General features: G+C 46.1%; 12 protein-coding genes. 10 read left to right on the forward strand and 2 right to left on the reverse strand.

Annotation, left to right across the window (positions count from 1 at the left end; all coding sequences use genetic code 11):
• Positions 1-82: 82 nt before the first annotated feature.
• The 10 genes from ACNEUN_RS05450 (at position 83) to ACNEUN_RS05495 (ending at position 11,228) form a co-directional block, all read left to right on the forward strand.
• Complete coding sequence (locus ACNEUN_RS05450) at positions 83-1,783, forward strand: bifunctional shikimate kinase/3-dehydroquinate synthase (RefSeq protein ID WP_463631454.1); 1,701 nt, start codon at positions 83-85, stop codon at positions 1,781-1,783.
• A 19-nt stretch (positions 1,784-1,802) separates the two neighbouring features.
• Positions 1,803-2,258, forward strand: a complete 456-nt coding sequence (gene aroQ / locus ACNEUN_RS05455) for a type II 3-dehydroquinate dehydratase (RefSeq protein WP_463631455.1) — start codon at positions 1,803-1,805, stop codon at positions 2,256-2,258.
• Between the two features lie 62 nt (positions 2,259-2,320).
• Positions 2,321-4,003, forward strand: a complete 1,683-nt coding sequence (locus ACNEUN_RS05460; protein ID WP_427877389.1) for a CTP synthase — start codon at positions 2,321-2,323, stop codon at positions 4,001-4,003.
• A gap of 363 nt (positions 4,004-4,366) precedes the next feature.
• Entirely contained in the window at positions 4,367-5,821 is a 1,455-nt protein-coding gene (gene sufB, locus ACNEUN_RS05465) for a Fe-S cluster assembly protein SufB (RefSeq protein WP_463631457.1), read from the forward strand.
• Positions 5,821-7,068, forward strand: a complete 1,248-nt coding sequence (gene sufD / locus ACNEUN_RS05470) for a Fe-S cluster assembly protein SufD (RefSeq protein WP_463631371.1) — start codon at positions 5,821-5,823, stop codon at positions 7,066-7,068. The genes sufB and sufD overlap by 1 nt, the downstream gene beginning before the upstream one ends.
• 9 nt (positions 7,069-7,077) lie before the next feature.
• A complete protein-coding gene (sufC, locus tag ACNEUN_RS05475) occupies positions 7,078-7,854 on the forward strand; it encodes a Fe-S cluster assembly ATPase SufC (RefSeq protein ID WP_004110671.1) in 777 nt (258 codons plus the stop codon).
• Positions 7,855-7,957: 103 nt separating this feature from the next.
• A complete protein-coding gene (locus ACNEUN_RS05480; protein ID WP_463631459.1) occupies positions 7,958-9,289 on the forward strand; it encodes a SufS family cysteine desulfurase in 1,332 nt (443 codons plus the stop codon).
• Between the two features lie 70 nt (positions 9,290-9,359).
• Positions 9,360-10,049: a Fe-S cluster assembly sulfur transfer protein SufU gene (gene sufU / locus ACNEUN_RS05485; protein WP_463631374.1), complete on the forward strand. Its 690-nt coding sequence runs from the start codon at positions 9,360-9,362 to the stop codon at positions 10,047-10,049.
• Between the two features lie 32 nt (positions 10,050-10,081).
• Positions 10,082-10,546 (forward strand): metal-sulfur cluster assembly factor, encoded by a 465-nt coding sequence (locus ACNEUN_RS05490; protein ID WP_463631375.1) that lies wholly within the window; start codon positions 10,082-10,084, stop codon positions 10,544-10,546.
• A gap of 52 nt (positions 10,547-10,598) precedes the next feature.
• Positions 10,599-11,228 carry an HAD family hydrolase gene (locus ACNEUN_RS05495; protein WP_463631377.1) on the forward strand — a complete coding sequence of 210 codons (630 nt, stop codon included), beginning with the start codon at positions 10,599-10,601 and terminating at the stop codon, positions 11,226-11,228.
• A 113-nt stretch (positions 11,229-11,341) separates the two neighbouring features.
• On the opposite strand, the gene ACNEUN_RS05500 is transcribed toward ACNEUN_RS05495, so the two are convergent.
• Together ACNEUN_RS05500 and ACNEUN_RS05505 are read right to left on the reverse strand one after the other, a co-directional pair.
• Positions 11,342-12,001, reverse strand: coding sequence for a DUF4125 family protein (locus ACNEUN_RS05500; protein WP_463631378.1), 660 nt, complete (start codon positions 11,999-12,001; stop codon positions 11,342-11,344).
• Positions 11,998-14,064, reverse strand: a complete 2,067-nt coding sequence (locus ACNEUN_RS05505; protein WP_463631380.1) for a DUF4037 domain-containing protein — start codon at positions 14,062-14,064, stop codon at positions 11,998-12,000. Before ACNEUN_RS05505 ends, ACNEUN_RS05500 begins: the two co-directional genes overlap by 4 nt.
• Positions 14,065-14,170: the final 106 nt, after the last annotated feature.

Here is a 14,170-nt window from a genome sequence, read left to right on the forward strand (position 1 = left end):
CGGTGAAGAAGATAGTATTTCGGAATGTGATATTTCGGAATGTAGTATCGCTAAATCTGGTCCTATAGCTGTAATTATTGGCATGCCTGCTGCTGGTAAAACTCGCGTAGGTAGTGAAACTGCAAAAATTATGCAAGTTCCTTTCGCTGATAGTGACGAAATTATTGAACAGACTATTGGTACGTCTATTTCAAACTATTTCAATAATCGAGGCCAAAAAGCATTTAGAGATATTGAAGCTAGAATTGTGCGCGCGCTTGTAGAAGGCGAGAGTTTTGTTGACGCGTTGCGTGGAACGGAATTTAGTTTTGAGAAAAGTGACGAAAATATTCAAAATTTTGATGTAAAAGGTGGAATACTTTCTTTGGGAGGCGGTGCTCCAATAAACGAAATCACAAAGAAAGTTTTACAAAATTACGCTAAGCGTGGCGGCTGCATAATTTACCTGCAAGTTTCTGAAGCAGAAGCAATAGAACGTATATCTTGGAACAATAATAGACCAATGTTACAGGGCAAAAATGGTGCCGAATGTTGGAATAAATTGTATGAGCAAAGAGATCCAATATTTAGATTATTAGCCAATAGTTACGTTCGAGTTCATGGTGCAACTCCGCATATGGCTGCTGAAAAAGTTAGGAGCATGATTATGCAACATATTGTGCATGTTACAGGAGAAGGTATAGAGCCGTATGATGTGCGAATTGGCGACGGAGTTATGCAGCTTTTGCCGCAAATTCTGGGTGAAAAGCCTGTTAGAGTGGCGTTAGTTCATACTCAACCAGTGCAGAGACACAGTGATAAAGCTAGAACTATTCTGCGTCAATCTGGATACGAAGTTTTCGACATGATAATTCCAGACGCGGAAGCTGGAAAAACTATTAAAGTTGCAAGCGGATTATGGGCAAATTTGGCAGAAGCTGGTTTTACTCGTTCCGACGCGATTGTTGGATTAGGTGGCGGCGCTGCAACAGATTCGGCTGGTTTTGTTGCCGCAACTTGGATGCGCGGTATTCGATATGTGAATTGTCCTACTTCACTTTTAGCTATGGTTGATGCTTCTACAGGCGGAAAAACTGGTATTAATACTGATGCTGGCAAGAATCTGGTTGGTAGTTTTTACACTCCAGCGGGAGTCTTAGCTGACACTTCTACGCTTGCAACTCTTCCTAATGATATTTTGATTGAAGGCTTGGGAGAGGTTGCAAAATCTGGGTTTATACGCGATTGCGAAATATTAAAACTACTTAGTGACGCTCATAATGCTGAATTATTGCGTAAATTTAATGGAGATCTGTTAGAAAATTGTGAAGAGCTTCACAATCTGTTAGTAGAACTTATTGAGCGCACAGTTAGAGTAAAAGCGTATCACGTTTCGAATGACTTAAAAGAGCAGGGTTTGCGCGAGTTTTTGAATTACGGGCATACTTTAGGGCACGCGATTGAGCAGATTGAACATTTCCGTTGGCGTCATGGAAACGCGGTTGCTGTTGGAATGGTTTTTGCGGCTGAACTTGCGCAAATTTTGGGATATTTGGATGCTGAAGATGTTACGTACCATCGTTCGCTTTTGAAATCTCTTGGATTGCCAATATCTTGGAACGGCGGTGGGGATTGTGAAAGTGCGTTTGAGCGTGTTCTTAATCTCATGCATCGAGACAAAAAAGCGCGCGGAAATATGTTACGTTTTGTAATTTTGAATGGTATTTCAAATCCTATTCATCTCGATAATCCGCCTATTGAAGCAGTCCAGGAAGCTTTTAGACGAGTTTATAAGCAAAATTAATCAATATTTAGAGGCAATAATGGAAAATCAGCAAACAAAAACAGTGCTTGTAGTAAACGGGCCGAATTTAGGTCGTTTAGGCGTGCGTCAACCAGACGTATACGGTAGCGAAAATTTTGAAACTTTGCGCGAGTATTGCGAAAAATGGGGTGCGGAACTTGGGCTTAAAGTAGAAGTGCGGCAAAGCGACGACGAAGCACAAATGGTTCACTGGATGCACGAAGCAGCTGATACATGTACGCCTGTTGTTATGAATCCTGCTGCTTTCACACACTACAGTTATGCGCTTGCGGATGCGGCTCATATGGTTTTGGACGCTGGAGTGCCGTTAATGGAAGTGCATATTTCTAATCCTGCTGCGCGTGACTCTTTTCGTCGAATAAGCGTGATTAGTCCTGTTGCAACCGGCACTATTACAGGCATGGGATTGTACGGTTACAAGCTTGCTTTGGAAGCCGTTTCGCATCTTGTTTGATTTTGTTCGATTTTTTGCGAATCAACACCCAGCGTCGAGGCTCGAAGATACTATGGAGTTCCATGGTTAGAAGACAACATGGTAACTCTCAGGAGCATATTACAAAGCATATTTTTGTCACTGGTGGCGTAGTTTCGTCCCTCGGAAAAGGCCTTACAGCATCATCTTTAGGCCGACTTTTACGCAGTCGCGGATTGCATGTATTACAACAAAAACTCGATCCTTATATCAACGTTGACCCGGGTACAATGAACCCATTCCAGCATGGTGAGGTCTATGTTACGGAAGATGGAGCAGAAACAGATCTCGATATTGGTCATTACGAGCGATTCCTAGATGTTTTCTTAAGCCAGAAAGCGAATGTAACTACAGGTCAGATTTATCAGTCTGTGCTTCGTAAGGAGCGTGCTGGCGAATATTTGGGTCAGTGCGTGCAGGTTATTCCGCATATTACTGGCGAAATTAAGTCGCGTATGCGCGCACAAGCTTCCGACGATGTTGACGTGATTATTACGGAAATCGGCGGAACTGTTGGCGATATTGAATCCCAGCCATTTTTGGAGGCTGCTCGCGAAGTTCGTCGCGATTTAGGTCCTGAAAACTGCATGTTTGTGCACGTTTCTTTGGTACCTTATATTGCTGCAGCTCACGAATTGAAAACTAAGCCAACTCAACATTCTGTGATGATGCTTCGTCAGCTTGGCATTTCTCCAGACGCGCTTGTTTTGCGTTCGGATCGTCCGCTTAATCAAGGAATTAAAGATAAGATTTCGCTTATGTGCGATGTTGATGCTGAAGGCGTTGTGAATTGCGTTGACGCTCCAAGCATTTACGATGTGCCGAAGATTTTGTTCAACGAGGGCTTGGATGCTTACGTTGTGCGTGAGCTTGAGCTTCCATTCCACGATGTTGATTGGAACGAGTGGGAAGATTTGCTTGAGCGCGTGCATCATCCAAAGCATGAGCTAAACATTGCAATCGTTGGAAAGTATATTGATTTGCCTGATGCGTACCTTTCCGTTACCGAGGCTATTAAGGCTGGCGGTTTTGCAAACTGGGCTAAGGTGAACGTGCGCTGGGTTGCTGCTGACAAGTGCGAAACTCAAGAAGGTGCGGCCGCGGCTCTTGATCAAATGGACGGAATGGTTATTCCAGGCGGCTTCGGCATTCGCGGTATTGAAGGTAAGATCGGCGCTTTGCGTTACGCTCGCGAGCACGGTTTGCCAACTTTGGGCTTGTGCCTTGGTTTGCAGTCCGTGGTTATTGAATACGCTCGTCACGTACTTGGACTTGAAGATGCAAATTCCACAGAGTTTGAAAAGGATTGTGGCGATCCAGTAATCGCGACTATGGAAGAGCAGAAGGATATTGTGGCCGGTAAGGGAGATATGGGTCACACAATGCGACTCGGCTCTTATCCTGCAACTCTTGAAGAAGGCTCAATTGTTGCTGAGCTTTACGGCACTACGCACGTTACCGAGCGTCACCGTCATCGTTACGAAGTGAACGTGGCGTATAAGGATCGTTTGCGTGAAGCCGGCTTGCGTATTAGCGGCCAAAGCCCAGATGGTAATTTGACTGAGTTTGTGGAGCTTCCAAAGAGCGTTCACCCATTCTACGTGGCAACTCAAGCTCATCCAGAGTTTAAGTCTCGTCCAACTAAGCCTCATCCACTATTTGCTGGATTAGTTGCGGCAGCTTTGGAACATCAAGAAGCTGCTCAAAACAGCAAGGCAGATAAGTAAGTCTTAAGCATGTAAAAACAGGCGGTAAAACTTAGGATCCTTAAGTTTTACCGCTTTTTGTTTTATTAGATTGTGAGTAATATTACGTTTTGCGCGTAACACAGCTATACCAAGAAATCGCATTACGCGGTACCCTTGAATAGGTAAATAATTTGAGTACATAGAACGCGAAAGTAACGCTTGGGGGAGCAGCTTTTACGGATTGATTCGTATAACGATGCCGTACGATTCGTTATACATGGAGGTGTCAGAGGCGTTATGAGCGATACTAGCAATATTAGTAATGCTGGTGTTACTGGCGATACAAGCGTTACAGCAAGTGATACTAATAATTCAGCAAAAAATAAAGCTGCAGACGTTGAAATGAGCCAGTATGTGGCAGATCGCGCTCGAGTAAACGAAGAGAAAATACGTCAAGACGAGCAGATTGTTGCTGAATTCGGCGATTACAATTACGGCTGGCACGATTCGGATGCTGCAGGCGAGGCTGCAAAAAAAGGTATTGACGAGTCGGTTGTTCGCGCAATTTCCGCTGACAAGCACGAGCCGGAATGGATGTTAAATCTTCGCTTGCAAGGCTATAGCGCGTTTTTGCAAAAGCCAATGCCTGATTGGGGTGTGGATTTAAGCGGTTTTGACGCAGACGATTTTAAATACTATGTGCGTCCGGTTCACGATCAAGCGAAAACTTGGGATGATCTGCCAGAAGATATTCGCAAAACTTACGATCGCTTAGGCATTCCGGAAGCTGAGAAAAAGCGCTTAGTTTCAGGCGTTGCAGCACAGTACGAGTCGGAAGTTATCTACAATTCGATTCGTGAAGATTTAGCGGCTCAAGGCGTGATTTTTGTTGATACGGATACAGCAGTGCAAAAGTATCCGGAGCTTGTAAAAAAGTATTTTGCAACTGTTATTCCAGTTGACGACAACAAGTTTGCGGCTCTTAACACAGCAGCTTGGAGTGGCGGTTCGTTCGTTTACGTTCCAAAAGGCGTGCATGTGGATATTCCGCTTCAGGCTTACTTTAGAATTAATACGCCGAACATGGGTCAGTTTGAGCGCACGTTGATTATTGCAGATGAAGGCTCTTACGTGCATTATGTTGAAGGTTGCACTGCTCCTATTTATTCCACGGATTCACTTCACGCTGCAAACGTTGAAATTGTTGTGGAAAAACATGCGCGCGTGCGATACACAACCGTTCAAAACTGGTCAAATAACGTGTATAACTTGGTAACTCAGCGAGCTTACGTGCGCGAAGGTGGCACAATGGAGTGGGTTGACGGCAATATTGGCTCCAAAGCTACTATGAAGTATCCTGCTTGTATTCTTGCCGAGCCGTACGCAAAAGCGGAGACTATGTCTTTGAGCTTTGCTGGCCGCGGTCAGTATCAAGATACGGGTGCGAAGATGATTCATTTGGCTCCGCATACGAGTTCCACGATTGTTGCTAAGTCAATTTCGCGCGGCGGTGGGCGTTCTGCTTACCGTGGTCTTGTGAAGATTATTAAAGGTGCTAAAGGCTCGAGTTCGTCTGTTGTGTGCGATGCTTTGCTTGTTGACGATTTTTCCAGGTCTGATACTTATCCGCATGTTGATGTGCGTGAAGACGACGTTTCGATGGCTCACGAGGCCACTGTTTCCAAGGTTTCCGAAGATCAGCTTTTCTATTTGATGAGCCGTGGGCTTGAAGAAAAAGAGGCTATGGGCATGATTGTTCGCGGCTTCGTAGAGCCGATTAGTCGTGAGTTGCCAATGGAGTACGCGCTTGAGCTTAATCGCTTAGTTGAGTTGCAAATGGAAGGATCCGTGGGCTGATGAGCGAAGATTTAAAAGAGAATTTAGGCAATAAAATGACGGAAAAAGAAATTACTATTCCTGTAGCTGACCCTAATGATCCTTACGCGGTTCCTGCCGCAATGCCTTCTAGCGCCGATAAATCCGTGCGCTCGTTCAACGTGGAAGATTTTGCGATTCCTACGCGTAAGCAGGAAGATTGGCGATACACTCCAGTTGAGCGAATTTCCGAGTTTTTCGAGTGTTTTGAACCGTCTAATAGTATTCAAGTAACGCTTGAAGGCGTTGGTGGAGCTGCGTTGGATGATTCTTACGTTGGAAGCGACGGTTCTGTAAGTTTGCAGGTAAAGCCGCAAAATGAGTCTCCTCATACAGATATGAAGCCGTCTGATCGCGTGGCTGCAGTGGCGTGGAATGTAGCAAAATCCGCATACGTGCTTCACGTATCTGGCGAAATCAAAAGACCAATCGTGCTGAAAATTCAAGGTAATAATGTGCATATGCTTGACGCACTGCACTTAGTAATTGAAGCAGACTCTCGCTCGAACGCGGATATTATTATCGAACATACTGGTTGCGCAAAACTTGCTGAAGGTGTGGAAATAATCCTCGGAAAGCATGCGCACGTTTCTACTACCTTTATTCAAGAGTGGGATTCAGGCAGCAAACACGTTGGAAATCAGCGTATTCACGTGGGCGAGGGAGCTTCACTTCGTCACACAATGGTCACTCTTGGCGGAGATGTTGTGCGCATTCGCATGGATCAAGATTTTGGCGGCGAACAGGGTGATTTGAACATGCTCGGCATGTATTTTGTGGATCCGGGCGAGCATGTTGAGCATCGCACGATGGTTGTGCATAATTATCCGGAATGCAAGTCCAGAGTAGTGTACAAGGGCGCTTTGGAAGGTAAGGGCGCGCATTCAACTTGGGTAGGAAACGCGCTTATTAAGCCGGAAGCTCCTGGCACAGATTCGTACGAGTTGAATCGTAATTTAGTGCTCACTCCTGGAGCAATCGCTGATTCTGAGCCGAATTTGGAAATTGAAAACGGCAATATTATTGGTGCCGGTCACGCAAGTTCAGTCGGTAGATTTGACGACGAAGAGCTTTTCTACTTGCAATCGCGCGGAATTAGTGAGATTGAGGCCAGAAAGCTTGTTGTGCGCGGATTCTTTAACGAGCTTATTGAAGAAATTGGCGTTCCGGAAATTGTTGATCACTTAATGAAGGCTATTGAGCGCCGTCTTGCAAGAACAGAAGAATAGGAGAAAAACATGTCAACTTTGGAAATTAAAGATTTGTACGCTTCTGTAGAAACAAAAGAAGGTCGCAAGCAAATCTTAAAAGGCGTAAATCTTACAGTTAATTCTGGCGAAACTCACGCAATCATGGGTCCTAACGGATCTGGAAAGTCAACTCTTGCCTACACTTTGGCAGGACACCCAAAGTATGAAGTTGATTCCGGTCAAGTTCTTCTCGACGGCGAAGATATTTTGAAAATGACTCCTGACGAGCGCGCAAAAGCGGGATTATTCCTCGCAATGCAGTACCCGGTAGAGGTACCAGGCGTATCTATGACGAACTTCCTTCGCACTGCAAAAACTGAAGTCGAAGGCAAAGCTCCATCTTTAAGAAGCTGGGTGAAAGAACTTAGCGAGGCTATGAAAAAGCTTCGAATGGATCCGAAATTTGCGTCGCGTTCTGTAAACGAAGGATTCTCTGGCGGCGAAAAGAAGCGCGCGGAAGTTTTGCAATTAGAGCTTTTGAAGCCGAAGTTTGCAATTTTGGACGAAACTGATTCCGGACTCGACGTTGACGCTCTTCGAATCGTGTCGGAAGGTGTGAATCGCGCCAAAGAAAACACCGGTTTGGGCATTATGATGGTCACGCATTACACGCGAATCCTAAAGTATATTAAGCCGGATATCGTGCACGTCTTTGCGCAAGGTCACTTTGTAAAGACTGCAGGACCGGAGCTTGCGGATGAGCTGGAAGAAGAAGGCTACGACAAGTATTTGCCGGAAGGCGCAACCGAGTCGGCACTGGCTTAAGCGCGGTTCAAGTACAGTTTAATCTATCTGTATATTTGTAAGAATAGCGTAAAAATAGCGGTTTAATATGACTACAGTGACTACAGCGACTACAGAAAATATTATGCGAGAATTTAGCGATTTGCGCTCGCAGTTTCCGATTTTAAGTCGAACGGTTCACGGCACTTCGCTTCACGATACTGTGCACGGAAAACCCTTGATTTACTTGGATTCTGCAGCAACTTCACAAAAGCCGCAGGTTGTAATCGATGCCGAAAAAGAGTTTTACGAAACAATTAACGCTGGTGTGCATAGGGGAGCGCACGAGTTGGCTGCACTTTCGACGGTTGCGTTTGAACAAGCGCGTGCGAAAGTTGCGCGTCTTGTTGGAGCGTGTGCAGATGCTGGCAGCGAGGAAATTGTTGTTACTCCGGGAGCTACAGGCGCGCTTAATCTTCTCGCAACTGCTATTGGTAACGCTAGTTCTAAGGCAAGAATCTGCAAAAAAGACAGTAGTGATTCTGCCGATTTCCGCAAAAATTTCGCTCTTCGAGAAGGCGACGTAATAGTCGTATCTCGCGCGGATCACCATTCTGTTTTGCTTCCATTCCAAGAGCTGGCTCTTCGCACGGGGGCTGAGCTTCGTTGGATTGATGTAACAGAAGACGGACGCGTGCGCACGGATGCAGAATATTTACGAACGATTATTGACGAGCGCACGAAAATCGTTGCAGTTACGCATATTAGTAACGTTACTGGCGCTATTACCGATGTTTCGTCGATTTGCAAGCGCGCTCATGAAGTCGGGGCGATTTTTGTGCTTGACGCATGCCAGTCAGTTCCGCATATTCCGGTTGATTTCCACGCGTTAAACGTTGATTTTGCAGCATTTAGTGCGCATAAAATGTATGGGCCTACAGGAGTTGGATTCTTGTATGGTCGCCGCGAGCTTTTGAACGCGCTTCCGCCGGCTAATTTTGGCGGTTCAATGGTAGAGCTTGCATGGCTTAACAAGCCGGCGCAATACATGGATGCGCCTTATCGTTTTGAAGCTGGAACTCAACCGGTTGCGCAAATGGTTGCGGCTGGAGTTGCAGCTGATTGGTTGCGCGCGGTGGGTATGAACCGAGTTGCAGAGCATGAGCAGGAAATTGCTGCAGAATTGCTAAAATTACAGGATGTTCCAGGCGTGCGCATTTTGGGGCCGACTGATTTGAGCCAGCGAATTGGCACAGTTGCTTTTGAAGTTGAGGGCGTGCATCCGCACGACGTTGGACAGTTTTTGGACGCGCAGGGCATTGCGATTCGAGTCGGGCACCATTGTGCTCAGCCGATTCACCGTCATTTTGGCGTGTACGCTTCGAACCGCGCTTCTGTTGGAGTTTACAATACAGTTGACGAGGCTCGCGCACTTGTTGAAGCAGTCTCACACGTTCGCGACTACTTTGGCGCATAATATTGTTAGCGAGCGAGTTGGAGAGTTAACTAAGCGAGTTGGATAGTTAGCGAGTAGGTAAGGAGAGCGTATGTTTGATATGAGTTTTGGCGCAGGTGCAAGTGCAGGTTTTGGTGCAGATGCAGGCGACGGATTAGAAAGCATGTATCAAGAAGTGATTTTGGATGCTGCACGAAATCCGCATGGCAAAACTCATTTCGAAAGTACGGACGCGCTCGCACAAGCGGAACTGCAGGAAGAAACTCAAGAATCTGCAGAATCTCAAGAATCTTCCGAAAATACAAAATCTGCAAAAAATACAGAATCTGCAGAAATCACCTTAAATAATGCTCACGAAAGTTGCGCTGTTGCGTCTAACGAAAACTCTGCTTTAGGTCAATCTCACCAATTCAATCCAACTTGCGGCGACGAAGTTACAATGCGCGTGGAGCTTTCACGTGGCGAAAATAATGACGAAACCCCAATAGTATCAAGTATTAAGTGGGATGGTCACGGCTGCTCTATTTCGCAAGCAAGCCTTTCAATGATGGTTGATTTAGTTGAAGGAAAGTCGGTTGACGAAGCCTTGCGATTAGACGCGCTTTTCCACAAACTTATGGAATCTCGCGGCGCAGGTTTTGAAAACGAAGAAGACGAAGATGCGCTTGAAGATGCAATGGTTTTGCAAGGCGTATCGCGTTACCCAATGCGAATTAAGTGCGCGCTTTTGGCGTGGGAAGGATTAAAAGACAGCATTGCAAAGGCTATGCAAGAACTATAAAATCTTTATATAACGTAAAAGCAAGGAATATTATGGCAGAAAATCAATCGGCATCTGAGGTGACGCAGTCTGCACTTTTAAGTGCGAACGACATTGGTAGAGTTACCGAAGAGGATATTAAGGACGCACTCCACGACGTAGTGGATCCGGAATTAGGTATTGACGTGGTTGATTTAGGGCTAGTTTACGGTATTGAAATTGATGAGCTTGGCCGCGCGATAATTACAATGACGCTTACCACGCCTGCATGTCCGTTAACTGAATTGATTGAGGATGAGTGTGCGAATGCGCTCGCCGGCTTGGTGGAAGAGTTTCGTATTGACTGGACGTGGAAGCCGCGCTGGAGCGTTGAAAATATTAATGAAGACGGTCGCGCCCAACTTGAGGCGCTTGGCTACAATCTCAACAGTTTGCAAGCGAGTTTTGCAACGGGAATGTATGGTTCTGGTGTATCTGAGGAAGATTTGATTAGCGCTGGTATTCCGCCAACTGCGTGAGTTGTGTTGTGGTTGGTTGTTTTGAGAGCAATATGATGCACAAGTGGGCGATATGAGCGCTGAAATAAAAGCAGTTACTGCACGTGGTATTTACGATATAAATAATATCTGCAGTATTTCTGGAGAAGTTTTGCACGGGATCACTGACGTTGTTTTCGATCTTCATCTGCTTGTTGATTGGGATGCGCGACGCACATTGGCTGAGGATTACCCGGATTTTATTGGGGAAGTGCTGTTTAGTTTCGAGCCGGAATGGGGATTTGAGTTTCACGAGTCTTTGCGTGAGGCTGGGTGGAGTTGCGGTCAGGTTTTAGATTCGTTCGATGAGCATCACGGGCCTGCAGTTACGTGGCTGTATCGCTTGTATTTTGAACGTTTCGAGCGCGGTTTTGCAGGCGAGCGCGCGGATACTTCGGCTGTTGCGCACGAGTTGATTGCGAGCGGCGTGCGCGTGTGGGCGTTGGGTAATGCTTCTAGCGATTGGCTTTGCTGCGCTCGCAAAACTTGCCCAATACTCGGCGAGCTTAACGGCGTTTGTGCATCTTACGAATCGCATTTGCGCAAACCCGACGTAATGCTTTATCGCACGTTTTTGCAACAAGCTGGTCTTTCGGATACCTCCACGCTTTTTCTCGAAAATGACCCTCGCTTCGCATCTGCAGCGTCGCTGCTCTATTCTTAAGCTGCATTCTTAATCTGCGTGAGTGTCTCATTCTGCTTGTTTTGGGACACTGGCGCAGATTGCGCTCTGCGTGCGTGTCTGAAAATCAGCGTAATGAGACACTCGTGCAGCGCTCAAGCACTTTGTTGCGCGCGCTCGGCCGCTCCGAGTGAATCGTAGCCATACATGCGCACAGTATTCGCAATAATCATATGAGTAAGATTTAGATTTTCCGCGCGCAAGTTATCTACAAAACGCTGGTATTTAGCGAAAGTTGCGTCAGAATACGTGCTTAATTCGCCTCGCAAATACGTTTCAAAAGACGTATTTTCTGCTGTATCTTCGCTAGTTTTAAGCACGCGCATCGCAAGACCTAAGCTAGGGTATCGATTGCGAAAATCTGAAGCCCACTTAACTTGTGTTAAAATAATCTGCTCCTGCGCGCTTTTTCTAGGCTCCAAAATCGGCTTAATATAAGGCTTAATCGTGCGCTCAAAAATTTCCGGCACAGTCGACTCCATCATTCGCGCATACTTTTCCGTAATCAAATTGCCGCCATCGCTATTCGCGCGCTCAAGATCCTGTTTATAAGACTTCTGCAAATCGAGCGGCCAAGCCAAAAACTGACTCATGCGCATAATGCGGAAAGTTGGCCAGTTTCCTTGGCAATTCGCGCGTCCGCCTTCGTTTTGCGTAAGCTGGAACTGATCCCATTCGAGTTTAGTGATTTCTTCCGCAAGATTTTGCGCTTTTGGATTTTGCGCTTCCAGATTTGTTGATGAATCGCACATCATAAGCTCCTCAAACATGCTGCGTGCGAGTGAATATGTGCTTCAACGTACGGCCTCTGCCATTCCAAAAAGGTTTCTCCACAATCGCTTAAACCTTGATATTGCAACTCTCGCACAATATCTTCGCAAATACTGTCAATTATTTGCGTAACTTGCTTTTGTGCAAGTCCAGCTCCTTTTCCGCCTTCGCCAAATCCGTCTCCACCGGAACCGTCGCCGCCAAAGCATGCAGCGGAAGAAAGTCGCATTAACGACTCAAGTTTGCCGCATACTTTCGGAAGCCTAGATGCCATGCGATTGCTTAGCTTGCGCAGCGCAGCAAACTGCCACTTGTAGTAAGGCAAATATCCTGCACTTATTGGGTTATTGAGCAGAAACACGATTGAAGCGGTTGCGCGCACGAATTCGTTTATAGAAAGCCACGCTGCGGATGCGTCTTTGCGCGCAATCATGCGTGGGAAATTGTATTGGCCTGCTTGCGAAATCATGCCGAGTCTTCTGGAGATTAGTGAGATTCGCACGTCGTCTGGCATGAGTTTGAAACTTTGGCGCGTTTTTGAGAACTCTCCAAGAGGATCCGCGAAAATTTTGCCGTTCGTCGCTGCTGCAAGCGTTGACTCGCTTAGTGATAGCCATAAGTGCGGCTCGTTTTGGCCTGGGGCAGTAGGGAAGCCGGTTAGATTTTCGAAAAATTCGCTTATGCGAAATACTCCGACTCGCTTGCTGCTTTCGCATGATTTGGCGCGCGGCGTTTCGTTGCGAGATTCAAAACCGGCGTATTTTCGCGGAAGTGCGTCGTAAGCGTCTTGCAAATCCGCACCAATTTCCGCGTAATCTTCGTCGGTGAGCCACAAGCAGAAGCCTGGTCCAAAATCGTGGTCGCGCGAAATCTCGTCGTCAAAACCGTAACATTCCGATCCGTGGCCAACTAATCCTGCTGCAATGCGATTTTTATATTTCGCGAATTTTGGCTGATCAAGTAATGGCTTTCCATAAGTTTGCCAATATGATTGCGATAATTGCATGCCGTTTTTTATATGTTGGCTTGCTATGTTTTGTGTTGTTATGTGCTGGTTTTCTGTTTGTTGGCTTGCTGTTTGTTGGCTTTCTGATTCTTGAATTTTTGTAGATATTTTTGTAGATAGTTCTCTATTTTCTTCTGTATTTTTTACTGAAGGCACTTTTTCGGATATTTTCGTAACTTTTTCTGCTAACTTACGCGTCTGCCGCAAATTTTCCTCCGTAATCGCGTAAGATTCGCTATCTTTTCCGTAGCATTCTGCAATCAAATCAAGCGCCTTACTATAACTTTCCGCCGCCTGAGCGTACTCGCCGCGTGCGCACTGAACCTGCGCAAAACCTGCCAAAGCAGAAGCGTAGTGCGGCTGATTTTCGTTATTTCCAGCGACGTACATGCGAACGCTGGTCGAAGCGTGCTTAAAAGCGGAGTTAAGAGTTGCAGATTTGCTGTTCGTGCTTTCGCTAGGCTGCGAGCACTTTTGTTGGTACTCCTGCAGCATCGCAAGCGCAAGATTTGTGTGCGTAGCGGCAATATCAATATCGCGCTCAGGATCCGTGCTTGTATTCTGCAAAATCTCAAGCGCCTGGTTAAGCTCCTCAATTGCATCATGCGTGCGACCGGTTTCGCTGTAAAGCATCGAAAGATTGTTGTGCAGTGCGGCGAGCTTGCGATTTTTTGCGCCGAGAGTTTCGGCGGATTCATTAAGAGCCTGAGTGTAAATTTTTTCGGCGCGATCGTAGCTGCCGGCCGCGCGAAGGCTAGTAGCAGCGTTTATAAGTGTGGTTGTGCCGGCTTCAGTGCCAGCTAGTTGCATTTCGTTTGCAAGATTTAGAGCGTGATTGATAGTTGGTTTGTTTTTTGCGTATTCTCCTCGAGATCTATAAAATCCCATCAACTCGTTTAAAACAGATAGTTGCAATGCTTTAAGTGTTTCTTCTTGCGATTGGTTTAGCGCATTTAGCAGGTATTTTTCGATTTCTTGCGCGCTCGCGTGGCTCGCAAACATTTCGTCAAGCTCGCTATAAAATTGCGTCGCGTTCTGCATCAAAGCCCCCTTGCTATTGCGCTCGTTCAATCAATCGACTTCAACTTTACAGTCTTATAACGAAAAATTTTGCAGAAGTAGCATAAGTGAAATAATCGGCGTAATT

Source organism: Gardnerella sp. C0684A1, from assembly GCF_055326835.1.